The 23,377-nt window shown below is 71.9% G+C and carries 23 protein-coding genes; 15 read left to right on the plus strand and 8 right to left on the minus strand.

Translation table 11 applies throughout. The features are described from left to right. Positions 1-77 precede the first annotated feature (77 nt). Together ACWC21_RS16605 and ACWC21_RS16610 are read right to left on the minus strand one after the other, a co-directional pair. Positions 78-1,013: a M56 family metallopeptidase gene (locus ACWC21_RS16605; protein ID WP_450882332.1), complete on the minus strand. Its 936-nt coding sequence runs from the start codon at positions 1,011-1,013 to the stop codon at positions 78-80. A 116-nt stretch (positions 1,014-1,129) separates the two neighbouring features. After that, complete coding sequence (locus tag ACWC21_RS16610; RefSeq protein ID WP_450882334.1) at positions 1,130-1,693, minus strand: DUF5134 domain-containing protein; 564 nt, start codon at positions 1,691-1,693, stop codon at positions 1,130-1,132. 163 nt (positions 1,694-1,856) lie between these two features. Between ACWC21_RS16610 and ACWC21_RS16615 the strand changes: the two genes are divergently transcribed. The 3 genes from ACWC21_RS16615 (at position 1,857) to ACWC21_RS16625 (ending at position 6,832) form a co-directional block, all read left to right on the plus strand. Beyond that, positions 1,857-3,611 (plus strand): FUSC family protein, encoded by a 1,755-nt coding sequence (locus ACWC21_RS16615; protein ID WP_450882336.1) that lies wholly within the window; start codon positions 1,857-1,859, stop codon positions 3,609-3,611. After that, positions 3,608-4,156: a MarR family winged helix-turn-helix transcriptional regulator gene (locus tag ACWC21_RS16620; RefSeq protein ID WP_450882338.1), complete on the plus strand. Its 549-nt coding sequence runs from the start codon at positions 3,608-3,610 to the stop codon at positions 4,154-4,156. Before ACWC21_RS16615 ends, ACWC21_RS16620 begins: the two co-directional genes overlap by 4 nt. A gap of 99 nt (positions 4,157-4,255) precedes the next feature. Then, positions 4,256-6,832, plus strand: a complete 2,577-nt coding sequence (locus ACWC21_RS16625) for a cellulosome protein (protein WP_450882340.1) — start codon at positions 4,256-4,258, stop codon at positions 6,830-6,832. Positions 6,833-6,974: 142 nt separating this feature from the next. Here ACWC21_RS16625 and ACWC21_RS16630 read toward each other — a convergent pair whose 3' ends face one another. Beyond that, entirely contained in the window at positions 6,975-7,367 is a 393-nt protein-coding gene (locus tag ACWC21_RS16630) for a VOC family protein (protein WP_450882342.1), read from the minus strand. Between the two features lie 70 nt (positions 7,368-7,437). On the opposite strand from ACWC21_RS16630, the gene ACWC21_RS16635 reads away from it, so the two are divergent. Then, positions 7,438-7,977, plus strand: coding sequence for a GNAT family N-acetyltransferase (locus ACWC21_RS16635; RefSeq protein ID WP_450882344.1), 540 nt, complete (start codon positions 7,438-7,440; stop codon positions 7,975-7,977). 18 nt (positions 7,978-7,995) lie between these two features. Here ACWC21_RS16635 and ACWC21_RS16640 read toward each other — a convergent pair whose 3' ends face one another. Further along, positions 7,996-8,679: a glycerophosphodiester phosphodiesterase gene (locus tag ACWC21_RS16640; protein ID WP_450882346.1), complete on the minus strand. Its 684-nt coding sequence runs from the start codon at positions 8,677-8,679 to the stop codon at positions 7,996-7,998. Between the two features lie 370 nt (positions 8,680-9,049). Between ACWC21_RS16640 and ACWC21_RS16645 the strand changes: the two genes are divergently transcribed. From ACWC21_RS16645 to ACWC21_RS16665, 5 genes are all read left to right on the plus strand, one after another. Next, positions 9,050-10,447, plus strand: coding sequence for a DUF6421 family protein (locus ACWC21_RS16645; RefSeq protein ID WP_450882347.1), 1,398 nt, complete (start codon positions 9,050-9,052; stop codon positions 10,445-10,447). A gap of 38 nt (positions 10,448-10,485) precedes the next feature. Next, positions 10,486-11,232 (plus strand): SDR family NAD(P)-dependent oxidoreductase, encoded by a 747-nt coding sequence (locus ACWC21_RS16650; RefSeq protein WP_450882384.1) that lies wholly within the window; start codon positions 10,486-10,488, stop codon positions 11,230-11,232. Beyond that, positions 11,229-12,299: a threonine aldolase family protein gene (locus ACWC21_RS16655; RefSeq protein ID WP_450882349.1), complete on the plus strand. Its 1,071-nt coding sequence runs from the start codon at positions 11,229-11,231 to the stop codon at positions 12,297-12,299. Before ACWC21_RS16650 ends, ACWC21_RS16655 begins: the two co-directional genes overlap by 4 nt. Before the next feature lie 92 nt (positions 12,300-12,391). Continuing rightward, entirely contained in the window at positions 12,392-12,964 is a 573-nt protein-coding gene (locus ACWC21_RS16660) for a transglutaminase domain-containing protein (RefSeq protein ID WP_450882351.1), read from the plus strand. Positions 12,965-12,974: 10 nt separating this feature from the next. Beyond that, positions 12,975-13,691, plus strand: coding sequence for a B3/B4 domain-containing protein (locus ACWC21_RS16665; RefSeq protein ID WP_450882353.1), 717 nt, complete (start codon positions 12,975-12,977; stop codon positions 13,689-13,691). 229 nt (positions 13,692-13,920) lie between these two features. On the opposite strand, the gene ACWC21_RS16670 is transcribed toward ACWC21_RS16665, so the two are convergent. Together ACWC21_RS16670 and ACWC21_RS16675 are read right to left on the minus strand one after the other, a co-directional pair. Continuing rightward, entirely contained in the window at positions 13,921-14,649 is a 729-nt protein-coding gene (locus ACWC21_RS16670; protein ID WP_450882355.1) for a lysophospholipid acyltransferase family protein, read from the minus strand. A gap of 187 nt (positions 14,650-14,836) precedes the next feature. Continuing rightward, positions 14,837-15,253, minus strand: coding sequence for a DUF4395 domain-containing protein (locus tag ACWC21_RS16675; protein WP_450882357.1), 417 nt, complete (start codon positions 15,251-15,253; stop codon positions 14,837-14,839). Positions 15,254-15,328: 75 nt separating this feature from the next. Here ACWC21_RS16675 and ACWC21_RS16680 point away from each other — a divergent pair, with 75 nt between their 5' ends. From ACWC21_RS16680 to ACWC21_RS16695, 4 genes are all read left to right on the plus strand, one after another. Further along, complete coding sequence (locus ACWC21_RS16680; protein WP_450882386.1) at positions 15,329-15,742, plus strand: TlpA family protein disulfide reductase; 414 nt, start codon at positions 15,329-15,331, stop codon at positions 15,740-15,742. A 208-nt stretch (positions 15,743-15,950) separates the two neighbouring features. After that, complete coding sequence (locus ACWC21_RS16685; protein WP_450882359.1) at positions 15,951-16,460, plus strand: flavin reductase family protein; 510 nt, start codon at positions 15,951-15,953, stop codon at positions 16,458-16,460. Between the two features lie 218 nt (positions 16,461-16,678). Then, on the plus strand, positions 16,679-17,464 hold the full coding sequence (locus tag ACWC21_RS16690) for an electron transfer flavoprotein subunit beta/FixA family protein (RefSeq protein ID WP_450882361.1): 786 nt from the start codon (positions 16,679-16,681) through the stop codon (positions 17,462-17,464). Positions 17,465-17,516: 52 nt separating this feature from the next. After that, entirely contained in the window at positions 17,517-18,479 is a 963-nt protein-coding gene (locus ACWC21_RS16695) for an electron transfer flavoprotein subunit alpha/FixB family protein (RefSeq protein ID WP_450882363.1), read from the plus strand. A gap of 56 nt (positions 18,480-18,535) precedes the next feature. Here ACWC21_RS16695 and ACWC21_RS16700 read toward each other — a convergent pair whose 3' ends face one another. Beyond that, positions 18,536-19,429 (minus strand): endonuclease/exonuclease/phosphatase family protein, encoded by an 894-nt coding sequence (locus tag ACWC21_RS16700; RefSeq protein ID WP_450882365.1) that lies wholly within the window; start codon positions 19,427-19,429, stop codon positions 18,536-18,538. A gap of 191 nt (positions 19,430-19,620) precedes the next feature. Between ACWC21_RS16700 and ACWC21_RS16705 the strand changes: the two genes are divergently transcribed. Further along, a complete protein-coding gene (locus ACWC21_RS16705; protein ID WP_450882367.1) occupies positions 19,621-20,925 on the plus strand; it encodes a DUF6986 family protein in 1,305 nt (434 codons plus the stop codon). 138 nt (positions 20,926-21,063) lie between these two features. Here the strand turns inward: ACWC21_RS16705 and ACWC21_RS16710 are convergent, their stop codons facing one another. Continuing rightward, positions 21,064-22,113, minus strand: a complete 1,050-nt coding sequence (locus tag ACWC21_RS16710) for a LacI family DNA-binding transcriptional regulator (protein ID WP_450882388.1) — start codon at positions 22,111-22,113, stop codon at positions 21,064-21,066. Between the two features lie 203 nt (positions 22,114-22,316). Here ACWC21_RS16710 and ACWC21_RS16715 point away from each other — a divergent pair, with 203 nt between their 5' ends. Beyond that, positions 22,317-23,270, plus strand: coding sequence for an ROK family protein (locus tag ACWC21_RS16715; protein ID WP_450882369.1), 954 nt, complete (start codon positions 22,317-22,319; stop codon positions 23,268-23,270). The last annotated feature ends 107 nt before the right edge of the window (positions 23,271-23,377 follow it).

Raw genomic sequence — 23,377 nt, forward strand, 5'->3', positions numbered from 1 at the left:
CAGCTCCACGGGCCTGTCCGGTTCCACGGCCCTGTCCCGCTTGACGGGCCCGCCCGCTACCTTGACGGGCCCGCCCGCTACCCCAGCGCCCGCAGCCCCGGTACCAGGGCCACCAGCACCGGAATCACCGGCACCACGGCCGCCGCCGCGGTCAGGCGCAGGCGGCGCATGGCCGTGAGGCGGTCCGGGGGAGTGAGGAGGCGGTGCACGCGCTGCGGAACGTGTGCGTGCCGACCGGGGCCGGGAGCGAACACGCCCCGGTCCTCGTTGAGTTCCACCAGCGCCAACGCGGTCGTCAGGCGGCCGAAGCGGCGGGAGGCCGTGTCGTCGGCGGCGAGTTCGACCAGCCGGTGCATCTCGTCGCGGAACGCGGCGAACACCGGAACTTGCGGAAAGCCGCCCGCCAGCGCGGCCGAGCAGTGCAGCAGCCAGTCGTGGCGGGCTTGCGCGTGTCCCTGCTCGTGGGCGACGACCGCGTCCAGCTGCCGCCCCTTCAACCGGCGCAACGCGGCCGTACTGATGACCAGTCGGGGCGTGGCGCCCGACAGCCACCAGGCGTCCGGACGCTCGCCCTCCAGCACCACCAGACGGCCGCCCGAGGGCTCCTCACCGGGCAGCAGCGGTGCGCGTACGTGGAGTTCGGCCCGCGTCCGGCGCCGCCGGATGCTGGTCAGCGTCACCTCGCGGACCAGCATCGCCGCGCTCCACAGCCCGCCGCACGCCAGCGCGACCGCGGTCGCCGCCGCCCAGGGGCCGGCCGTGCCGAAGGCGTACGCGTCCACGACGGCCCTCGGCGCCGAGGCGAACACATGCCCCCGCACCGCCTGCCAGGCGGCGGCCGCGCTGAGCGTCATCGACAACGCGCAGCACAGCAGGACGGCCGCGACGACGCACTGCCACGCCCACAGGGCGACCACCGGTTCACGATCCGTCCAGTCCGCCCGGGCGAGCAGCCGTGGACCGGCGACGGCGGTCAGGACGCCGAGCAGCAGCAGTGCCGCGGGGACCATCATGGGCAGCACTCTAGGAGCGGCGCGCTACCGAGCGGTACGGTCCGTCGCGGCAAAGTGACGCAGGCAACGCCCGGGCGCACAGCGGCCGGGTACGTTCAGGGCGACAGGAGCACGGCTCAGAGCGACAGGAGCATGGCCACCATCGCGATCCCCATCGACAGCCGGCACGCCCGCGCCAGCTCCGGCCGGTCACCCCAGCGGACGGTCCGCCCGCCGGCCGCCGCGGGGACGGGGACCAGTCGGACTCCGCTGAGCAGCACATAGCCGGTGAAGTAGAGGAGCAGCGTGCCCGTCAGCAGGGGGACCCCCGTGCCGCCGTGCGCGTGGTGCGAGCCGGGGGAGCCGGGAGAACCGGGGGAGGCCGACATCACGACCGCCATGTAGACCATGGCCGCGCTGCCCACCAGATGATGCAGATGGTGCGGGCTGCTGCGCACGGCCCACAGGGCACGCAGTGCCGCCGCCCCGAACACGGCCGCGTACAGCGGCCAGGTCCACGCCGGTGGGCTGAACACCTCGCCCGGTACGGCCATCGCGGCCATGCCGAAGCCCATGAGCGCCTCGCCGCCCGCGGCACGGCGCTGCTCCTCGACGCTGCTGCGCATCCGCAGCAGGCAGTAGGCCCCGGTCACCGCGCACAGCACCACCAGCAGCCAGCCGGGCGAAGTCGGTCCGTGCACGCGCACCTCCGCGCTCCACTGTCGGTCGAGGGATGCGATGCCCCGTCCGTGCGGCGGGCACGCGAGCGCATCGGGGTGCACGGGAGCACTCCGCGGAGCACGGCGGGCGAGGGCGCTTGCAGGGAGATGATTTACGGGTGAAACACATGCTAAATTTATGTCCATGAGCCGTGCGCGCCCTCACCGCCCCCACCGCCTCCCCCTCGTCGGCGTCCTCCGCCTGGGGCGCCCCTCCGACATCTGGTTCAAGCCCGCGCTGAGCGTGGTCGCCGCGATCGCCCCGCCGAACCTGGCCCTGCTCGCGCTCGGCAGGCTGGACCTCGCGATGTACACGATGGCCGGATCGCTGTGCGCCCTCTACGGCCACAACCGCCCCTACCCGGCCCGGGCCCGCGCCCTGGCATGGGTGGTGCTGGGCATGCTGGCCGGGCTCGCCGCCGCCCTGCTCAGCGCGTCGCTCACCACCGACGCCGTCGTCCTGGTCACCGTCGGTGCCCTCCTGGCCGCCGTGCAGAAGGCGGTGTGCGACGCCACCCGTGTCGGCCCGCCCGGAAACGTCGTCCTGACCTTCGTCAGCTCGGCGGCCCTGTTCGCCCCGCAGACCCTCGGCCAGGTGCCCGGCCACCTCGCACCCGCCGTGGGCGCGGGCGTCTGGGCCTGGCTGGTCGGCATGGCGCCGGGCCTGCTGCGTCCCTACGGCCCGGAACGTCGCGCCACCGCCCTGGCCCTCGACGCGGCCGCCGCGTACGCCGACACGGGCGGCACCGGCGACGGCCACGCCCGCACCCGTGCCGCAGCGGCCGCCGCCGTGCACGCGGCATGGCAGTCGACACTGGCCGCAGGGGCCCGCGCCGACCGCACCCGCCGCGCCCTCGAGCGACTGCTCGTGCGCGCGGAGGTCGCCCTCGTCGCACCCGCCGACACCGACCCGGAGCGGCTGCGCGGCTGGGCACGGGCCCTGCGCGGGACCGGCCGGGTACCCCGGCCCGACGTCGCGGAGGCCGTTGACGCCGACGAACTCCTCGGCGTGGACACCGAACGCGCCGCCCCGGACCCGGCCTGGTGGCGGGCCCTCGGTCCGCTGGCCCCGATCGCCGCGCGCACCGCGATCGGCTGCGCACTCGCCGGTTACGTCTCCCTGGCCCTCGGTGTCGGCCGCCCCTACTGGGCCGTCGTCACCGCCGCCTCCCTCTACCAGGCCAACGTCACCCTCACCTGGCGCCGGGCCGTGCAGCGCGTCGTCGGCAACCTCCTCGGCGTGCTGGTCTTCGCCGCGCTGGTCCCGCTGGTCCACCTGCACCCGGCGGCCCTGGTGCTGTGCTGCCTCGCGCTCAACTTCGGCGCCGAGGCGCTGATGGCCCGCAACTACTGGCTCGGCAGCGTCTGTGTCACCCCGATGGCGCTGTTCGTCACCGAGTTCACCCGGACCCAGGACTCCGCGGCGCTGATCGGCGACCGGGTCGCGGACACCCTGCTCGGCGCGCTCGTCGGCTTCGCCGCCGCCGTCGCCGTCACCAACCGTCGGGCGGGCGACCGCCTCCAGCACGCCCTGACCACCGCCGAGCGGGCCCGTGAACGCGCCGCCCGTCTGCTCGCCGAGCCGTCTCCCGACCCCCGGCTCCTCGAAACGGCCCGCCGCTCGCTGGCCGCCGCCCTGGTGGAACTGCGCGCCACGGCCGACGCCGCGTCCGGCGAGTGGTGGCAGCGCGCCCTGCCGCAGGAGCGGGTCGTGCTCGCCGAGCAGTCCGGACACCGTACGCTCGCCGCGACGGTACGGCACCAGGGGCTGGGACCCGTCGTCCCGTCCGCCCCGCGACGCCCGGCACGCCCTCTCGACGCACCGGGCGACGACGGGAATCCGACGACAGGGCCCGGCCGCTCGGCTCGGGCGAGGACCACGGAGGACGTACAGCCATGACGGGGACGAGCGGACGACCGGCGACCGACGGCGACACGGCGAGGGGCGACACCGTCGCCGCGGTCGTCCGGCAGTGGCGGGCCGTCCACCCCGAGCTGGACACCGGCCCGATGGAGGTCATCGGCCGCATCAACCGCTGCGCCGCCCTCCTGCAGCAGGCGGAGGACGCGCCCCTGCGCCGGGCCGGGCTCAGCCGCCCCGAGTTCGACCTGCTCGGCGCCCTGCGCCGCACCGGCCACGAACTGACCCCGAGCGAGCTGGCCCGGGAGACCTTCTCCTCCGGGGCGGCCGTCACCAAGCGCCTCAAGCAGCTCACCGAGCGGGGGCTGGTCGAGCGCCGCGTCGACACCCGGGACCGCCGGGTGGCCCACCTCCGTCTCACCGACGCCGGCCGCGCCCTGGTGGACGGCATCCTCCCCGAGCAACTCGCCTACGAGACCGCGGTCCTGTCCGTGCTGGCGCCGGACGGGCAGGGGGAACTGGCGGGCCTGCTGGCAGAGCTGCTGACCCGTCTCGAGGGACGGATGGGAGCGCTGCGCGCCTGAAGGGGGCCGTCGCGACCGTTGACGCGGGCCGGAAGTGATCCCTACGGTCGACGCGTTCGGTTTGCCGACTGATGTACGAGATGACGAACATGGAGTGTCATGACCGCCGCAGCCTCCGCCGCCCAGACGCTCACCGTCGACCTCGGCACCGACACCGGCCCCGTCCACGGCGGCGCGAGCGGCACGCTGTACGGGATCTACGGCGACGGTGTGCCCAGCCGCAACGTCGTCGAGGGCATGTACGTCCGCACCGTCTCCACCAAGGCCCAGGACGGCACCCAGCACCCGGGCGCCGACGCCCTGGAGATCCTGCCGTCCTTCGTCGCGGCGGGCGGCCGGGACGTGTACGTCTACATGACCGACATCTACCGCGGCTTCCCCTACGAGTGGCCCGGTGCCACGGGCGAGGAGCGGCTCGCCGACTTCCGGGGCCGGGTCCGCCGCCAGGTCGAACAGGTGCTGACCCTCGGCCCCCTGAAGTCGCACGTGGTGTACGTGCCCTTCAACGAGCCCGAGGGCAACATGTTCGGCACGGGCGAGTGGAGCTACGACACGGTCTCCTGGCGGGACGACCCCACCCACTACTTCGCGGCGTGGCGGGACATGTGCGAGCTCATCAGGGGCCTCCACCCCGACGCGCGCATCGCCGGGCCCAACACCTCCATCCTGTACGAAGAGGTCCGGGGCTTCCTGGAGTTCGCCCGCGACCACGGCGTCCTCCCCGACGTGGTGACCTGGCACGAGCTGTCGTCACCGGACGAGATCCGCAGGAACGTCGCCACCTACCGTGACCTGGAGCGGGAGTTGGGGATCGGCCCGCTGCCGGTCAACATCAACGAGTACGCCCACAACTACCACCTGTCCGTGCCCGGCCAGATGGTGCAGTGGATCGCCGCCCTGGAGGAGTCGAAGGTCGACGCCGACATGGCGTACTGGAACATCGACGGCAACCTCAACGACTCCGCGGTCGAGGCCAACAAGGGCAACGGCCAGTGGTGGCTGTTCCACGCCTACGGCGGGCTCACCGGCCACACGGTCCGGGTCACCGCGCCGCAGCCCAACGTGCAGTACACCCTCCAGGGCGTCGCCGCCCTCGACCGGGACAAGCGACAGGCACGGGTGCTCTTCGGCGGCGGAAGCGGCGGTGCGGAGCTGGTCTTCGCGGGCGTGGACGCACAGACGTTCGGCACGGTCGTGCACATACGGCTGCTGGAGATCCCGTGGACGGGACAAGTGGGATCATCGGCACAGCCGTTGCGGCTCGCCGACCTCGAACTTCCCGTGGTGGACGGCAAGGTGACGCTGGGCCTTCCCGACCTGGAGGAGATGTCCGCCTACCAGGTGATCCTCTCGCCGGGCGGCAACGGGGCCGCTCCGGCGCCGCCCTCCATCGGCTGGCGGCGTTCGTACGAGGCCGAGGACGCGGCACACACCGGTGACGGGTACGTCCTGCACGGGCCCGAGGGCTCACCGGCCGACGTCGAGAAGTTCGCCACCTCCGGCGGCCACCACGTCGGCGGCCTGCGCACCGACTCCGACCTGGTCCTCGCCTTCGACGTCGAGGTGCCGTGCGACGGGACGTACGACGTCGCCGTCCTCGCGAACTCCCACAACCTGGCCGAAGGGGTGCGCGAACAGGGCCCCACCAACGTCTTCCTGCGCGTCGACGGCGTGCAGCCGCGGGAACTGCGGCTGCCCCTCGGCTACAAGTGGGCGGTCTGGGGCCGCACCGACACCCGGGTGGAACTGACCGCGGGCCGCCACACCCTCACCCTGGCCGCCCGCGACGCCGACCTGGGGGCCACCCGGGGGGACGCGGTCGTCGACCGGCTGGACCTGGTCCTGCGCGACGACCACGTGAGCGCGCACGCGCTGTACGACGCCGAGTACGCCTCGCTCGGGGGCGGGGCGCGGGTGAGCTACACGCACCGCGGCGCCTCCGGACCCGGCGCGGTCGTCCTGCCCCGTGGGGGCACCGCCACCTTCTGGGTGCACGCCCCCGCCGACGGCGAGGCGACCGTCACCGTCGGCCTCCTCGGGCCGGGGGAGGGGCTGCTCACGGTCAACGGCGAGCAGACCGGACCGGTCGAGCGCGCCGCCGTACCGCTGTTCCTGGCCGGCGGCATCAACAAGATCACGGTCACCGGCACCGCGGACCGGCTCGTGCTGGACCGGCTGCTGGTCGGGCCGTCCCGCGGTCTGCTGCCCACCACGGCGTATCCGGCCGAGGAAGGCGTACTGACCGGCCGGGCGCACGTCACCGGCGCCCACACCTTCGCCACCGGCGGCAAGGCGGTGGACGGCATCGGCGACGGACCGGCGAACGCGCTCACCCTGACCGTGACGGCCGAGCGCGCCGGACGGCACGCGCTGACCATCCGCTACTCCAACGGCGAGCAGGCGCCTGCCACCCACTACAACCCCGACCCGGTCTGCCGGCACGCGGACATCACCGTGGGCGGTGCCGCCCCACGGCGCGTGCTGTTCCCCACCACCTTCCACTTCAACAACTTCTTCGAGCTCTCCGTCCCCGTCACCCTGCGCGCGGGCGCCAACACCGTCGTCCTCACCTCCGGTGAACTCCCCGACTTCGACGGCACCGTCCGGGACGCCCACGGGCAGCGCTCCGCGCAGGCCCCGGTCATCGACCGGGTGACGGTGACACCGCTGGCGTGACACCGCCGGTGTGACGGCCGATGTGAAGGCAGGGCCGCCCCGAAAGCCCTGCCGACACCCCCGGCGCCCGGCTCCTCGCCCACCAACCCGCCGGGGCACAAGCCCCGCTCGCCAGGGAGCACCGGCCGCGCCGAGGGAGCGGTCAGATGCCCGGCCGGTACCGCAACGGATGATCCGCCGGCACCTCCACCAGCACGATCGGCACCCCGTCCGGATCCGCGATCCACATCTCCACCAGCCCCCAGGGCTCCTTCAGCGGCGGCCGTACGATCCCGACCCCGCGCTCGAGCAGTTCCCGGTGGGTTTCCGCGAGGTCGGCGACCTGGAGCCACAGTCGTACCGCCGGGGACGGCGGTGTCTCGGACCGCCCGGAGACCTCGAGGAAGCCACCGCCGAGGAAGTAGACGGTGCCCCGCTCCGGCCCGGTACCGAACTCCCGGTAGACGGGCAGCCCGAGCCGCCGCTGGTAGAAGTCCCGGGAGCGCTCGGGGTCGGTCGGGCGCAGGAGTGTCCGGCTGCTGAGTACGTGCACCATGCACCCGGAGGGTAGTGGCAGGCTTGGTCTCGTTCTGCCCTGCCGCGCCAGAGATCGGAGACGTTTCGCCATGGAAACCGCCGCTGCCGGACTCATCTTCCGTGATGCCACCGACGCCGACGTCGACGCACTGGTCGCGCTGATCGAGTCGGCCTACCGGGGCGACGACAGCCGGGCCGGATGGACCACCGAGGCGGACATCCTCCAGGGGCAGCGGACGGACCCGGAAGGGGTGCTCGAGGTCATCAAGGCGCCGGACAGCCGACTGCTGAAGGTCGAGCGCGACGGCCGGGTCGTCGCCTGCTGCCAGCTCGAGAACCGCGGCGCCCACGCCTACTTCGGCATGTTCGCGGTGAGCCCGGCGCTGCAGGGCGCGGGTCTGGGCAAGGTGATCATCGCGGAGGCGGAGCGGCAGGCCCGCGAGACCTGGGGGGTCGCGGAGATGCACATGACGGTGATCTCCGTACGCGACGACCTGATCGCCTGGTACGAGCGCCGCGGCTACCGCCGTACGGGGCGGATGACGCCCTTCCCGTACGGCGACGAACGCTTCGGTATCCCGCAACGGGACGACCTGCAGTTCGAGCTCCTGGTCAAGCCGCTCGCGTAGATCGTTCCGGTGTGCCGGTCACGCGGTGAAGCGGCCGGTGCGCTTGATCTCCGGATAGTCGGTGGTCGCGCCGTCCAGGCCGAGCGCGCGCACGAGCCTCAGGTGGTCCTGGGTGTTGACCACCCATCCGATGATCCTCAGATCCGCCCTGCGGGCGTGCTCGACGATCTCCAGGGTCAGCCGGCGGATGTTGAGGCAGACGGTCGCGGCGCCGGCCGCCGCGGCCCGCTCCACGATGTCGGTGCCGTACCGGCTGGCGATCAGCGCGGTACGGACACCGGGCACCAGACGGGCGATCTCGGCGATGGCCTCGTCGTGGAAGGAGGACACCTCCACCCGGGAGACCAGGTTCCGCCGGTGCATCACCTCGGCCAGCGCCCGGGCCGCGGCGACGTCCTTGATCTCTGCCTGGAGCGGTGCCTTCACGGCGTCCAGGACCTCCTCGAACACCGGCACCCGCTCGCCGTCGCCCGCGTCCAGTGCGCGCAGCTCGGCGAGGGTCTTCTCGGCGATGGCGCCGGTGCCGTCGGTCGTGCGGTCCACGTCCGCGTCGTGCATGACGACGAGGGCACCGTCCTTGCTCAGGTGCAGATCGAGTTCGATCAGGTCGAGGCCGGCCGCTTGCGCGGCGACGAAGGAACGGAGGGTGTTCTCGGGCTCGACGCCCATGACCCCGCGGTGACCGATGGTAAGGAAGTTCAAGGTCCAACTCGCTTCCGTCGACGGCGGCTCGTCACGCGCGCGGACCGGACGGACGTCGCTGTCCACGCGGCAGGCTCGCAGCCTAACGGCCGGGTCTCGGGATGGACCCCCACGTACACGCGCGTCTGGGGTGACGGCCGGACCGGGCGATTGACCCACTGGCTGGATCCGCGCGGTCGGTAGTTCTACCCGGTTCGGCGTCGCTCATACCTACGCTCGAAGCGGAAGTGTGCGCTGACGCGATGTTGGGCAGGAAAAAGAGCGGTGACCATGGGGTGTCGCAGGATAATTTCCCGGATCCCTACTTGCTGGGAGAAACGCCCTATGCGTACGGTGTCCTTACGCGAGGTTCTCCCGTGGAGGATGGGACATGACGGAAATTCTTGTGCAGGCGGGTTCGGAGGAGCGGGTTCCTCCCGTGTCCAGGGTCGTCGAGCACCCTGCTTGGCCTGCGCTCAAGGATGCCGTGGAGCAGATCCGGCCATGGCAGTCCAAGGATGGATCGATCGACTTCGATGCCGAGGGCGCGCCGGACCCGGCTGCGGCCGACCTCGCCGTCCGCCGCGCGATCGACGCCGTCATGGCGCTGTCCCCGCTGCTCCCGCACGACGCCGCCTACCACGAGGCACTCGTGAAGGACCTGCGCCGCTGGGCCGACAGCGGCTTCCCGGTGCCGGACTTCCTGGACTCGCTGCTCGCCTTCCAGCCCGCCGCCGACCGCGCGGACGGACTGCAGCACCTGGTCGTCTTCCCGATGTACACGCAGAACGGCAACCCCGACCGCAACCTGGAGGCGGTCGTGCTGCGCATGGTCTGGCCGGACTGGCTGGCCGAGCTGGAGCGCACCCGCTACGACAACCCGCTGTTCTGCGGCATCAAGTTCGAGGACTTCACCGCCGGGTACGACACGAACTCCGCCGTGCTCTTCCCCGAGACGATCGCCGTGCGCCAGGCGCCGGAACGATTCTCCTGGGGAGGCATCTTCTGCGACCGCGAGGCCGCCCGCTTCCGCCGGGTCACCGAGGCCGCCGTCGACATCCTCGGCCTCGAGCTGCCCGAGGACATCGCCGCCATGGTCCACGACCAGAAGCGCTGCGAAGAGGCCTTCGTGCTCTGGGACATGGTCCACGACCGCACCCACAGCCACGGCGACCTGCCCTTCGACCCGTTCATGATCAAGCAGCGCCAGCCGTTCTGGATGTACGGCCTGGAGGAGCTGCGCTGCGACCTCACCGCCTTCAAGGAGGCCGTGGGGCTCCAGGCGGAGGGTGTCCCGCAGGCCCGTGACGTGCAGTACGCGGTGCTCTTCGACCGGATGTTCCGCTTCCCGGTGACCGGCGAGCGGGTGCGCAACTACGACGGGCTCGGCGGTCAGCTGCTCTTCGCCTACCTGCACAAGCACGACGTCGTCCGCTGGACCGACAACAAGCTCTCCATCGACTGGGAGCGGGCCCCGCAGGTCACCAACCAGCTGTGTGCCGAGATCGAGAAGCTGTACAAGGACGGCATCGACCGTCCGAAGCTGGTGCACTGGTTCGCCGGGTACGAGCTGGTCTCCACCTACCTCGCCCCGCACCCGGGTTCCCGGTGGGCCAAGGGCCCGGACGCCCTGGACCTCACACAGCCGCCGCGCAAGCTCGTGGATGACGTGCTTCCGGACGAGTTTCCGCTGAGCATGTTCTATGAGGCACTGTCCAAGAAGCTGAAGAACGTGATCGCCTCCACCAAGGGCATCACGGCGGACAGCGCCGACAGGGTCGCCGCGTGAGCGACCGTACGAACACCGCTCAGCAGGAGGCGAAGAACATGGGGAACGGGGCTCTCAGCGGTGCGGTGATCGCGGTCGCGGGTGCGGGCGGACCCGCCGGCCGGGCCGCGCTGCGCAGGCTGGCCGAGGCGGGCGCGACCGTCGTAGGGGCGGACAACGACCCGGAGCGGCTCTCGGAGGCCGTGGACGCGGCCCGCTACGCCGGGGGCGGCGCCACCGTCACCGGGGACACGGTCGACCTGCTCGACCTGCAGTCCACCCGCGACTGGGCCACGCACATCGAGAAGGACTTCGGCCGCGTCGACGGTCTCGTCCACCTCGTCGGCGGCTGGCGCGGCAGTGAGACCTTCACCAAGACCAGTCTCGACGACTGGGACTTCCTGGAGCTGCTGCTGGTCAAGACCGTGCAGCACACCTCCCTGGCCTTCCACGAGGCGCTGCAGCGCAGCGAGCGCGGCCGGTACCTGCTGATCAGCGCCGCGGGCGCGAGCAGGCCGACCGCGGGCAACGCCGCCTACTCCGCGGCCAAGGCCGCCGCCGAGGCGTGGACGCTTGCCCTCGGCGACTACTTCCGCAAGGCCGGGGGTGCCGGGGGGCCGACGTCGGCGGCTGCCATCCTGGTGGTGAAGGCGCTGGTGCACGACGCGATGCGCGCCGAACGCCCCAACGCGAAGTTCGCGGGCTTCACCGACGTCAAGGACCTGGCCGAGGCCATCGTGAACGTCTGGAGCAAGCCCGCCGCCGAAGTGAACGGACACCGTCTGTGGCTGACCGAGAAGCCGTGAACCCCCCGAGGACCGACGCCCGTCGCCATCACGACCCGCAGATCCGCGGTTTCGCCAGTGACAACTACGCGGGGGTGCACCCCGAGGTGCTCGCCGCCATAGCCCTGGCCAACGGCGGCCATCAGGTCGCGTACGGCGAGGACGACTACACCGAGCACCTCCAGCGGATCATCCGCAGTCACTTCGGCGCCACCGCGGAGGCGTTCCCGGTCTTCAACGGCACCGGCGCGAACGTCGTCGCGCTCCAGGCGGTCACCGACCGCTGGGGCGCGGTGATCTGCGCCGACAGCGCGCACATCCAGGTCGACGAGGGCGGCGCCCCCGAGCGCATGGCCGGCCTGAAGCTGCTCACCGTGCCCACCCCGGACGGCAAGCTCACTCCCGAGCTGATCGACCGGCAGGCGTACGGCTGGGAGGACGAGCACCGGGCCATGCCGCAGGCGGTGTCGATCACCCAGAGCACCGAGCTGGGCACCGTGTACACGCCGGACGAGATCCGCGCCATCTGCGAGCACGCCCACTCCCTCGGTATGAAGGTGCATCTCGACGGCTCCAGGCTGGCCAACGCGGCGGCATCCCTGGACGTTCCGATGCGGACGTTCACCAACGCGGTCGGCGTCGACGTCCTCTCGCTGGGCGGGACGAAGAACGGCGCGCTGTTCGGCGAGGCGGTCGTGGTCATCAACCAGGACGCCGTCCGCCGGATGAAGCACATCCGCAAGATGTCCATGCAGCTCGCCTCGAAGATGCGCTTCGTGTCGGTGCAGTTCGAGGCGCTGCTCGCCCGGGACCTGTGGCTGCGCAACGCCCGCCACGCCAACGAGATGGCCGAGCGGCTCGCGGAGGGCGTACGGGCGGTCCACGGGGTGGAGATCCTCTACCCGGTGCAGGCCAACGGGGTCTTCGCCCGGCTCCCGCACGAGGTGAGCGTGCGCCTGCAGAAGCGTTTCCGGTTCTACTTCTGGGACGAGGCCGCTGGCGTGGTCCGGTGGATGTGCTCCTTCGACACCACGGAGGAGGACGTGGACGCGTTCGTGGCGGCGGTCAAGGAGGAGATGGCGCGCTAGCACGTCCGCACCCACACGGCCTGACGCATAGATATGCGGTCGCCTGAAAAGTCATTGACTTGGAGGTGATCGCATTTCTATGCTCTGCGGGCATGGAGCTGATCCAGGAGACGCCCGACCTTTCGGCCTATCTTGCCGCTGACGAGGTCATCGACCACCATCATCCGCTGGTCCGGGAGACGGCCGCGCGGCTCGCCCGCAACGCCGATGACTCGTATGCTTATGCGCGCCTGGCGTTCGAGTTCGTACGTGACACCGTCCCGCACTCCCAGGACTCCGGAGACCTCCGTGTCACCTGGCGCGCCTCGGACGTGCTGGAGCAGGGCACCGGCGTCTGCTACGCCAAGGCGCACGCGCTGGCCGCGCTGCTGCGGGCGGAGGACATTCCCACGGCGCTCTGCTACCAGAGGCTCGAGGTGGTGCACGGTCTGGTCGCCGTGCGCTTCAACGGTGCCTGGCACCGGCAGGACCCCCGCGGCAACAAGCCGGGCGTGGACGCGCGGTTCTCCCTCCATGGAGAACGGCTGGCCTTCGTGCCCGATCCGGAGTCCAATGAGATGGACTACCCAGTCCTGTATGCTGAACCTCATCCGGTTGTGCTCGCCGCACTGAAGGCCGCGCCGGACCGGCCGTACCTGTGGCGGACGCTCCCCACCGCACTCTGAGGCGAGGCAGATGACTCTCACGCTCACCGTGGCCGACGAGGTGCGGGCCCTGGCGCCCGGCTTCACCCATGTCGCGATCGAGGCGCACGGCCTCGTCGGCGGACCCAGCACCGAGGCGAGTGCGGCGCTCCTGGACGACGCGGCCCACCGTCTCGCCGCTCGCCTGGACGGGCGCGCTCCGCACGAGGATCCGCACATGGCCGCCTGGCGCGAGGTCTACACCGCGTTCGGCTCCAAGCCCTCCCGGACCCGCAACTCGGCCGAGGCGCTGGCGAGGAGGGCGCTGTCCGGGGCCGGGCTGCCCAGGATCAACCTGCTCGTCGACCTCTACAACGCCGTCAGCGTCGCCCACCTGATCCCCGTCGGCGGGGAGGACCTCGACCGCGTCGAGGGCGGCATGCGGCTGATCCGCGCCGCGGGTGACGAGGAGTTCGTCACCGTCGCCGGGGGCGAGCGGACCGTCGAGCACCCCGATGCGGGAGAGGTGGTGTGGCGCGACGACGCGGGCGTCACCTGCCGTCGCTGGAACTGGCGTCAGGGCCCCCGTACCCGGCTCACCGAGGAGACCGCCGCCGGCATCTTCCTGCTGGAGGGACTCGCCCCGATGCCCGCCTCCGACATGGCGGCAGCAGCCGCCGAACTCGTCGGCCTGCTGGAGAAGTTCAGCCCCGGTGTACAGGTCACCGCACACGAGCCGGGGCCGGTGGACGCCCTGACGCGGGCCTGAACCGCCGCGGTCGCCCCCCTGGCCGATGCCGGAGCGGCGGTGGTTGACGGCGTTGCCGTGGCGCGGATGCCAGTGGCCCTACCGGCGGTGTTCGCCACGTGGGGCGGGGTCTGCGGCCGGCAGGATGCGGGGCATCCACCTGTCCCGTCGCCCTGGTGGCCGGTTCGCCGGCCGTGGATGTCGCCCAGCGGCCCCTGGCGGGCGCCCCGCGACGCCGTGGTCCGGGAACTCAGTGGGCCTCTGCCGCCTTGAGTTCCTCCGGTGTCGGGGCGGTGCCGCCGAGATGGGCCGGGAGCCACCAGGAGTCCTCCGGGCCCTTCGGGCGGCCGGGGTAGGCGCGCTGGGCCGCCTCCAGCAACTCCTGGACACGCTCACGCAGCCGGCGGGTGATGGCGCCCGCGTACTGTTCGCGGGAGGCCTCCAGCGCCTCGCCCACGCGGATGGTGACCGGGGTGTGGCTGCGCTTGAGGTTGCGCGGGTGCCCCTTGGTCCACAGCCGCTGCGTACCCCACACCGCCATCGGGATCAGCGGCACGCCCGCTTCCTGGGCCAGGCGCGCGGCACCGGACTTGAAGCTCTTCAGGGTGAAGGACTCCGAGATCGTCGCCTCCGGGAAGACGCCGATGATCTCTCCGGACTTCAGCGAGTCGAGAGCGTGTGCGTACGCCGCCTCACCCTGATTGCGGTCCACCGGGATGTGCTTCATGCCGCGCATCAGCGGGCCGGAGATCCGGTGGCGGAAGACGGACTCCTTCGCCATGAAGCGCACCAACCGCTTCTGCGGCAGCGCCGCCAGGCCGTTGAAGACGAAGTCCAGATAGCTGATGTGATTGCTCACCAGCACGGCGCCGCCCGCGCGCGGGATGTTCTCCGACCCTCTGCAGTCGATCTTGAGGTCCCAGGCCTTGAACAACGTCTGGGCGAGACCGATGACGGGACGGTAGACCAGCTCTGCCATGGGCGGGGTGGGCCCTTTCTGCTCTGCCTGGGAAAGGGGGCTCCCGGCGGGAGGTTACGCAGCCGTAGGTTTACGGCGTCTCGCAGATCGTGCCCGAAGAACGGTCGGGGAGCCAGCCCTGACGCCCCGACGCGGCGAGATTCTCGTCACGTCGGCCTATGATCCACCTCGGCCTTTTAAGTCCCCTTTACTGTGTACGTACCGTGACCCGTCGGATGAGCAGGAACATCTCGCAGCCCAGGCAGTAACCGAACGCCGCGTTCAGGAAGGCCGCGGCGAGCGCCGCGCCCGTCGCCGCGAGTCCCAGCCACTCGGGGCCGAGCGCGAACCCGACGAGACCGAGGCCCGCGAAGACCAGGCCCACCGCCTGCGCGAACCGCGGCGGTTCGGGTCCCTCGAACTCGGTCGGCGGGCCGATCCGCGGGCGCACCGCCTTCCGGAACAGCAGGCCGTACGGCGACCGGGTCGCGCCGCCGGCCGCGCCCAGCGCGAACGCCAGGGTCTGCCAGGCCAGTAGCCACGCACTCCCGGTGACGAGCACCACCGCCAGTACGGCGGTCGTCACGGCCGCGCCGAAGCGGGGCCCCCTCACGTCGATGTCCATGAATCAAGCATTCCGCATGGGACACCCGCAGGGGAGGCGGGAATCTTTGCGGTCTCGTGAATGCTTGTGCAGGTGATGAACGGACTGGTGGTGTGCGTCGCGGCGCTCGCGGTGGCGGGCGTCTACGGAGTGCTGCTGCGGCGGCGGAGCGGGAGGGTGCGGGTGCGCGCGCGGGACGACGGCAAGCGGCTGGGGGTGGCCGAGCTGGGCGGCGAACTCGGTGAGCGGGCCACGCTCGTACAGTTCTCGAGCGCCTTCTGCGCGCCCTGCCGGGCGACCCGGCGGGTACTCGGTGAGGTCGCCGGCATGGTCCCCGGCGTCACCCATCTCGAGATCGACGCCGAGGCCCGCCTGGACCTCGTGCGTGAGCTCGAGATCCTCAAGACCCCCACCGTACTGGTGCTCGACGCCGAGGGGCGGGTGGTGCGGCGTGCCACCGGCCAGCCGCGCAAGGCCGATGTCATAGCGGCGCTCGGGGAGGCCGTGTGACGGCCGGGTCCGTGACGGCCGGGCAGCTCCCGGATTGCGGGACGTACTTGACTGTGCGCGCCAACTATCGTCAGCCTGACCGTATGCCTACGGAACTCCTTCTCTTCGGGCGGGTCCACGTCGACCTGGCCCGCACCGCGAGCGCGCGCTGTCCGGGCTGTTGAGCAGCGACGGACACCCACGCCACCTCCCGGAGAAGGGCAACTCCATGACGGCCACACCCGATCTCGGCACCCTCCAGCTCGCCTCGCCCGAACTCCTGCGCTCCACCTTCCGCCGACATGCCGCGGGCGTAGCGGTGATCACCGCTGCCGGTGACGCGGGCCCGGTCGGCTTCACCGCCACCTCCCTCGCCTCCGTCTCCGCCGAGCCTCCGCTGCTCTCCTTCGGTATCGGCACCGGAGCGTCCAGCTGGCCGGTCATCGCGGACGCCGACCACGTCGGAGTCCACATACTCGGCGAACACCAGCAGGAGCTGGCCGCCACCTTCGCCCGCAGCGGTGCCGACAGGTTCGGCGCGCCCACGGGGTGGCGCGAGGGCCCGGAAGGGGTGCCGGTGCTGGACGGCGTGCTGGCGTGGCTGGTCTGCCGGATCATCGGGCGGGTCCCGGCCGGGGACCACCGCATCGTGCTGGCGGAAGTCCTCCTCGGCGATCCCACCGGCACCGGCCGCCCCCTGCTCTACCACCAGGGCGGCTTCAGCGGTCTGCGGGATTGATCACGCTTCCCTCGTCCTGCGGAGCAGTCCGATTCCGGTTACGCTGCGTTGCGAAGGTCACAGTTCAAAGCGCTTGCTTAGCGGGAACGAACTGGGTGTACTGACGAGTAATATTTCGTTCGGAGCGCGCGGTCGCCCCGACCGGGATCGGCCGCTTGAGGCGCCTATGCTGCCTGCAAGAGGCAGACCGGAAAAGACGATGCAGTAGGAGAGCCGGCGTGAGCTTGAGGATCGTTGTCACTGTGAAGTACGTGCCCGACGCCACTGGCGACCGGCACTTCGCCGATGACCTGACCGTCGACCGGGACGACGTGGACGGTCTGCTCTCCGAGCTGGACGAGTACGCCGTCGAGCAGGCCCTGCAGATCGCCGAGGACGCCGACGACGCCGAGGTCACCGTGCTGACCATCGGCCCGGAGGACGCCAAGGACGCGCTGCGCAAGGCGCTGTCCATGGGCGCCGACAAGGCGATCCACGTCGAGGACGACGACCTGCACGGCACCGACGCCATCGGCACCTCCCTGGTGCTCGCCAAGGCCGTCGAGAAGGCCGGCTACGACCTGGTGATCTCCGGCATGGCCTCCACCGACGGCACCATGGGCGTCGTACCCGCGCTGGTCGCCGAGCGTCTGGGCGTCCCGCAGGTCACGCTCCTGTCCGAGGTCTCGGTCGAGGACGGCACCGTCAAGGGCCGCCGCGACGGCGACGCCGCCAGCGAGCAGCTCGAGGCGCAGCTCCCGGCCGTCGTCTCCGTCACCGACCAGTCGGGCGAGGCGCGCTACCCGTCCTTCAAGGGCATCATGGCCGCCAAGAAGAAGCCGGTGGAGTCCTGGGACCTGTCCGACCTCGACATCGAGGCGGACGAGGTCGGCCTGGACGGCGCCTTCACCAAGGTCGAGGCCGCGAACGAGCGCCCGGCCCGTACGGCCGGCACGATCGTCAAGGACGAGGGCGAGGGCGGCAAGCAGCTCGCTGAGTTCCTCGCGGGCCAGAAGTTCATCTGAGCCCATCAGTCGCTGACCGCCCCTCAACTTCGTTTCGCAGGAGAGCAATCCCATGGCTGAAGTCCTCGTCTACGTCGACCACGTGGACGGTGCCGTCCGCAAGCCGACCCTGGAGCTGCTGACGCTGGCCCGCCGCGTCGGCGAGCCCGTCGCCGTCGCCCTGGGCAACGGTGCCGCCGACACCGCCGCCACCCTCGCCGAGCACGGCGCGGTGAAGGTCCTCACCCACGAGGCGTCCGAGTACGCCGAGTACCTGGTCGTCCCGAAGGTGGACGCCCTGCAGGCCGCCGTCGAGGCTGTCTCCCCGGCCGCCGTGCTGGTCCCGTCCTCCGCCGAGGGCAAGGAGATCGCCGCCCGTCTGGCGCTGCGCATCGGATCCGGCATCATCACCGACGCCGTCGACCTCGAGGCCGGCGACGAGGGACCGGTGGCCACCCAGTCGGTGTTCGCCGCCTCCTTCACCACCAAGTCCCGTGTCATCAAGGGCACCCCGGTCATCACGGTCAAGCCGAACTCGGCCGCCGTGGAGGCCGCCCCGGCCGCCGGCACCGTCGAGGCCCTGTCCGTGTCCTTCTCCGACAAGGCGACCGGCACCAAGGTCACCGGCCGCACGCCGCGTGAGTCGACGGGCCGCCCGGAGCTGACCGAGGCCGCGATCGTGGTCTCCGGTGGCCGTGGCGTCAACGGTGCGGAGAACTTCTCGATCATCGAGGCGCTGGCCGACTCCCTCGGCGCGGCCGTCGGAGCCTCGCGTGCCGCGGTGGACGCGGGCTGGTACCCGCACACCAACCAGGTCGGCCAGACCGGCAAGTCCGTCTCGCCGCAGCTGTACATCGCCAACGGCATCTCCGGCGCCATCCAGCACCGCGCCGGTATGCAGACCTCGAAGACGATCGTGGCCGTCAACAAGGACGCCGAGGCCCCGATCTTCGACCTGGTCGACTACGGCGTCGTCGGCGACCTGTTCGACGTCGTCCCGCAGCTCACCGAGGAGATCAAGGCCCGCAAGGGCTGATCGCCGCCAGGCTGTACGAGGCCCCCGTGACCGCGCCGGTCACGGGGGCCTTCCGTTCATCCCAGGGTCACGGAGGCCTGTACGGGAAGGTGGTCGCTCGGGAACCGGCCGTCCTGCGAGAAGGTGTTGACGGACGCCCGGTGTGCCCTGACGCCCGGGCCGGCCAGGATCCAGTCGATGCGCTCGCCGCCCGCGGTCAGCGGCTGGTATCCGTGGAAGGTTCCGTACGCCTTGCTCCGCTCGGCCGCCGCATCCCAGGTGTCGACGAGTCCGGCGCCCAGCAGCGTGTCGTACACCTGGTTCTCGTGGGCCGCCGAGTTGAAGTCGCCGGTCACCAGGAACGGCCGGGACAGTCCGAGTTCGGTGATCCGCTGGGCGAGGAGTGCCGCGCCGCGTTCGCGGGCGTACTGGCTGCGGTGGTCGAGGTGGGTGTTGAGGAGGTGGAACTCCCGCCCGCCGTCGCGCAGATCCCGGAAGCGGATCCAGGTGGCGATACGGGGGAATGCGGCGCCCCAGGTGTTCGAGGCGATGACCTCGGGCGTGTCGGAGAGCCAGAAGGTGTCGTGCTCGACGGGGGCCAGGCGCCGGGTGTCGTAGAAGACCGCCACGGACTCGTCGTGGCTGCCGCCCCGGCGGCCGGTGCCGATCCAGTCGTAGTGCGGTCCGAGATCGGAGTGGATGTCGCGCAGTTGCTGGTAGAGCCCCTCCTGGGTGCCGATGACGTGGGGCGCCTCCTGGTGCAGCAGCGCGCGCATCACCGGGCGGCGAACGGCCCAGCTGTTCGGCTCGGTGGTGCTCGCGAGACGCAGGTTGAACGTCATGACGTCCAGACGACGGCTGCTCTGCCCGGCGGCGGAGGCCGCCAGCGCGCCGAGCAGCGGCACGGTGACCGCGGCGGCCAGCGTCGTCCTCAGGCCCGTGCGGCGGGTCATTCTGCTGGGGTCCGGCATGTGTTTCCCTCCCGACGGACCAGGATGAAGGGCTGAGCCGTCGTGCGAAAGACGGCCCGGAGGGTGCTTGCGCGCCCGGAGTGAACGCGGCGGCTCGACCCGGGGGCGGGGTGTTGACCGGCGGGAAGCCGCACGGATAACTTCTTTCAACGGATTGTTGATTCCGTGCAGCGGAAACCGGAGGCTGCCGTATGGCCGAGGCCCGACAGGAGCACGTGGCGACCAGCCTCGCGGGTGCGGTCACCGAGGAGATCAGTGCCTCCCTCGCCCCGGTCGACGCGGAACTGGAGCGCCGCTATCCCGGAGACCCAGGCACCCGGCAGCCCGTCCACACCGTGTACGTCCCCGCCGACGCCTTCGCCGCCGGCACCGTCCGCTCCTGGGGCGACCGGGCCCTGGCGGCCCTGGACGAACACGCCCCGGACGCCGCCTCCTTCGCCGCCGTCCTCGGTCTGGACGACGAACTCGCCGCCCCCGTGTACGACCGGGTCCGCGCCAAGCTGGAACGCGAGCCGGTCGAAGACCTGCGGATCGACTTCGAGGACGGCTACGGCTCCCGTCCCGACCCCGAGGAGGACGACGCGGCGGCCCGTGCGGCCCGTGTCGTCGCCGAGGCGTACGAGAAGGGGTCCGCGGCCCCGTACATGGGCATCCGTACGAAGTGCCTGGAGGCTCCGGTGCGCCACCGGAGCATGCGCACCCTCGACGTCTTCCTCACCGGTCTGGCCGAGGCCGGCGGCCTGCCCGACGGGCTCGTGCTGACGCTGCCGAAGGTCACCTACCCCGCGCAGGTCACCGCCATGGTCCGGCTGCTCGAGGCGTTCGAGGCGGCGCGCGGCCTCGAACCCGGCCGGATCGGCTTCGAGATCCAGATCGAGACCAGCCAGGCCGTCCTCGCCACCGACGGCACCGCGACCGTGGCCCGCCTGATCCAGGCCGCCGAGGGCCGCGTCACCGGGCTGCACTACGGCACCTTCGACTACAGCGCCTGCCTCGGTGTCTCCGCCGCCCACCAGGCCAGTGACCACCCCGCGGCCGACCATGCCAAGGCGGTCATGCAGGTCGCGGCGGCGGGTACCGGCGTACGCGTCTCGGACGGCTCGACCAACGTCCTCCCGGTCGGCGCCACCGAGACGGTCCACGACGCCTGGCGGCTGCACTACGGCCTCACCCGCCGCGCGCTGGCCCGGGCCTACTACCAGGGCTGGGACATGCACCCGGGCCACCTCCCCACCCGCTACGCGGCCGTCTTCGCCTTCTACCGAGAGGGCTTCGAACAGGCGGCCGCCCGCCTCGCCCGGTACGCCGGCCGGACGGGCGGCGACGTCATGGACGAACCCGCCACCGCCAAGGCCCTCAGCGGCTATCTGCTGCGCGGCCTGGACTGCGGCGCCCTGGACCTGGCCGAAGTGGCCCGGCCGACCGGGCTGACCCGGGCCGACCTGGAGGCTTTCGCGGCACCGCGCCGGGGCGGTCCGACGACGTCGGCCGGGTAGCCGGCCCGCGGGCCGGCCACCTCCGGGCCGGCGTACCGGGCGAGGGAGCGGGTGACGGGGCCCGGGCCGGAACGGTGTCCGCCGACCGGGAGTCAGGAGCGGGCGTGGTTCCTCCGGCGTGCGGCCCGCGCCGGCGGCTCAGTCCGACGGCGGCAGCTCGCCCGAGCCGCGGGTGATCAGCCGGGTCGGCAGCTCGATGCGCTCCGGTGCGACGAGGGTGCCGTCCAGTTGCCGGAAGAGGCGGTCGGCGGCGGTACGGCCGAGCGCGGCCGCGTCCTGGGCGACGACCGTGACGCCCGGCTGGAGGAGGTCGGCGAGCTCGAAGTCGTCGAAGCCGACGAGGGCGACGCGGCGGCCGTGCCCGGCGAGGACGCGGATGACGGTCACGGTCACCCGGTTGTTGCCCGTGAAGACGGCGGTCACGGGGGAGGGTCCGGAGAGCATCTCCTCGGCGGCCCGGCGCACCCGCTCGGGATCGGTGGCGCCCAGGGACATCCAGGACGGCTCCACGGGGATCCGGGCGTCCTCCATGGCCGCACGGTAGCCGCGCAGCCGTTCGGCCGCGGTGTGGATGCGGGGCATGTCACCGATGAACCCGATCCGGCGGTGGCCGTGGGAGATGAGATGGGCGACACCCGTCCGGGCGCCACCGAAGTTGTCGGAGAGTACGACGTCGGCGTCGATGTTCCCGGCCGGGCGGTCCACGAACACGGTGGCCACGCCGGCCTTCATCTCCGGCTCCAGATACCGGTGGTCGTCCCCGGCCGGGATGACCACCAGGCCGTCCACCCGCCGGGCGCACAGCGCCAGCGCCAGCTCCTGCTCGCGGTCGGGGTCCTCGGCACTGGAGCCGTTGATCAGCAGGGCGCCGTGAGCCCGGGCCACCTCTTCCACCGCGCGGCTGAGCGGGCCGTAGAACGGGTCGGCGAGATCCTCCAGGACCAGACCGATGCTCGCGGTGCGGCCCTTGCGCAGCACCCGGGCGCTGTCGTTGCGGCGGAAGCCCAGCGCGTCGATGGCCTCCTGGACCCGGCGTTCGGTGTCCGGGGTGACCCCCGGTTCGCCGTTGACCACGCGGGATACCGTCTTCAGCCCGACGCCGGCCCGGGCGGCCACGTCCTTCATGGTCGGACGGTTGCCGTAGCGGTTCCCGGAGGGGCGATCCGCTCGGCGGATGGTGTCGGGCACGATGCGCTGTCCTGTCCTGTCGTCCGTGTTGTCCACTGAGGTAGTGCATCGCTCATCGGTTTGTATGAGGATGTGGCGTCGAGCATAGAACCTGGACAACGTTGTCAGGCCCGCGAGAGACTGTCCACAGCAATCTCCGGCCCGCGCCCCCACCGCGACCGGCCCGCTTTTCCCGACCTGGTTGATGGGGAGATATCACACTCATGCACACCGACCTCGTGGCCGCGCTCGACATCGGCGGCACCAAGATCGCCGGAGCGCTGGTGGACGCCCACGGCGCGATCCTGGTGCGGGCGCAGCGCGCGACGCCCGCCCGGGACGACGGCGACACCGTGATGCGGGCCGTGGAGGAGGTGCTCGGTGAGCTGACCGGGTCGCCCCTGTGGGCGCGCGCGGGTGGCGTCGGCATCGGCAGCGCCGGTCCGGTGAACGCCGCCACCGGCACGGTCAGCCCGGTCAACGTGCCGGGCTGGCGGGACTTCCCGCTGGTCGACCGGGTGCGGGCGGCCACCGGAGGGCTCTCCGTGGAACTGATCGGCGACGGCGTGGCGATCACCGCGGCCGAGCACTGGCAGGGCGCCGCCCGGGGCCATGACAACGCGCTGTGCATGGTGGTCTCCACCGGCGTCGGCGGCGGCCTCGTGCTGGACGGGCGGCTGCATCCCGGCCCGACCGGGAACGCGGGCCATATCGGCCACATCAGCGTCGACCTGGACGGCGACCCGTGCCCCTGCGGCTCCCGCGGTTGTGTGGAGCGCATCGCGAGCGGCCCGAACATCGCCCGGCGCGCGCTCGAGAACGGCTGGCGGCCGGGCCCGGACGGCGACGCCTCGGCCGCCGCGGTGGCCGCCGCCGCCCGGGCCGGCGACCCGGTCGCCGCGGCCTCCTTCGAACGCGCGGCGCAGGCACTGGCCGCCGGGATCGCGGCCACCGCGACCCTCGTCGAGATCGACGTCGCGGTGATCGGCGGGGGTGTGGGCAAGGCGGGCGACATCCTCTTCGAGCCGTTGCGCAAGGCCCTCGCCGGCTACGCGACCCTGTCCTTCGTCCAGGGACTCACCGTCGTCCCGGCGCAGATGGGCACGGACGCCGGCCTCGTGGGCGCCGCCGCGGCCGTACTGACCCGCCGACCGGACACGACGGCGGCGGGCGTCTAGTGCTGCGACCGGAAAGGTTCACCGGCTCGCGACGCCCGGCACGGCACCTCGCCGCGTTGTCGCACCACCCGAGTGCATCCAGTACGCGGGTGATGCTCCGCCTTGCG

The sequence above is a fragment of the Streptomyces sp. NPDC001348 genome, from assembly GCF_053597535.1.

Bases quoted from the DNA above. Each gene is read 5' to 3' on its own strand.
- ACWC21_RS16605 (WP_450882332.1), bottom strand. From the start codon at position 1,013: ATGATGGTCCCCGCGGCACTGCTGCTGCTCGGCGTCCTGACCGCCGTC.
- ACWC21_RS16615 (WP_450882336.1), top strand. From the start codon at position 1,857: ATGAGCCGTGCGCGCCCTCACCGCCCCCACCGCCTCCCCCTCGTCGGC.
- ACWC21_RS16620 (WP_450882338.1), top strand. From the start codon at position 3,608: ATGACGGGGACGAGCGGACGACCGGCGACCGACGGCGACACGGCGAGG.
- ACWC21_RS16625 (WP_450882340.1), top strand. From the start codon at position 4,256: ATGACCGCCGCAGCCTCCGCCGCCCAGACGCTCACCGTCGACCTCGGC.
- ACWC21_RS16630 (WP_450882342.1), bottom strand. From the start codon at position 7,367: ATGGTGCACGTACTCAGCAGCCGGACACTCCTGCGCCCGACCGACCCC.
- ACWC21_RS16635 (WP_450882344.1), top strand. From the start codon at position 7,438: ATGGAAACCGCCGCTGCCGGACTCATCTTCCGTGATGCCACCGACGCC.
- ACWC21_RS16645 (WP_450882347.1), top strand. From the start codon at position 9,050: ATGACGGAAATTCTTGTGCAGGCGGGTTCGGAGGAGCGGGTTCCTCCC.
- ACWC21_RS16650 (WP_450882384.1), top strand. From the start codon at position 10,486: ATGGGGAACGGGGCTCTCAGCGGTGCGGTGATCGCGGTCGCGGGTGCG.
- ACWC21_RS16660 (WP_450882351.1), top strand. From the start codon at position 12,392: ATGGAGCTGATCCAGGAGACGCCCGACCTTTCGGCCTATCTTGCCGCT.
- ACWC21_RS16665 (WP_450882353.1), top strand. From the start codon at position 12,975: ATGACTCTCACGCTCACCGTGGCCGACGAGGTGCGGGCCCTGGCGCCC.
- ACWC21_RS16670 (WP_450882355.1), bottom strand. From the start codon at position 14,649: ATGGCAGAGCTGGTCTACCGTCCCGTCATCGGTCTCGCCCAGACGTTG.
- ACWC21_RS16675 (WP_450882357.1), bottom strand. From the start codon at position 15,253: ATGGACATCGACGTGAGGGGGCCCCGCTTCGGCGCGGCCGTGACGACC.
- ACWC21_RS16680 (WP_450882386.1), top strand. From the start codon at position 15,329: ATGAACGGACTGGTGGTGTGCGTCGCGGCGCTCGCGGTGGCGGGCGTC.
- ACWC21_RS16685 (WP_450882359.1), top strand. From the start codon at position 15,951: ATGACGGCCACACCCGATCTCGGCACCCTCCAGCTCGCCTCGCCCGAA.
- ACWC21_RS16695 (WP_450882363.1), top strand. From the start codon at position 17,517: ATGGCTGAAGTCCTCGTCTACGTCGACCACGTGGACGGTGCCGTCCGC.
- ACWC21_RS16700 (WP_450882365.1), bottom strand. From the start codon at position 19,429: ATGCCGGACCCCAGCAGAATGACCCGCCGCACGGGCCTGAGGACGACG.
- ACWC21_RS16705 (WP_450882367.1), top strand. From the start codon at position 19,621: ATGGCCGAGGCCCGACAGGAGCACGTGGCGACCAGCCTCGCGGGTGCG.
- ACWC21_RS16715 (WP_450882369.1), top strand. From the start codon at position 22,317: ATGCACACCGACCTCGTGGCCGCGCTCGACATCGGCGGCACCAAGATC.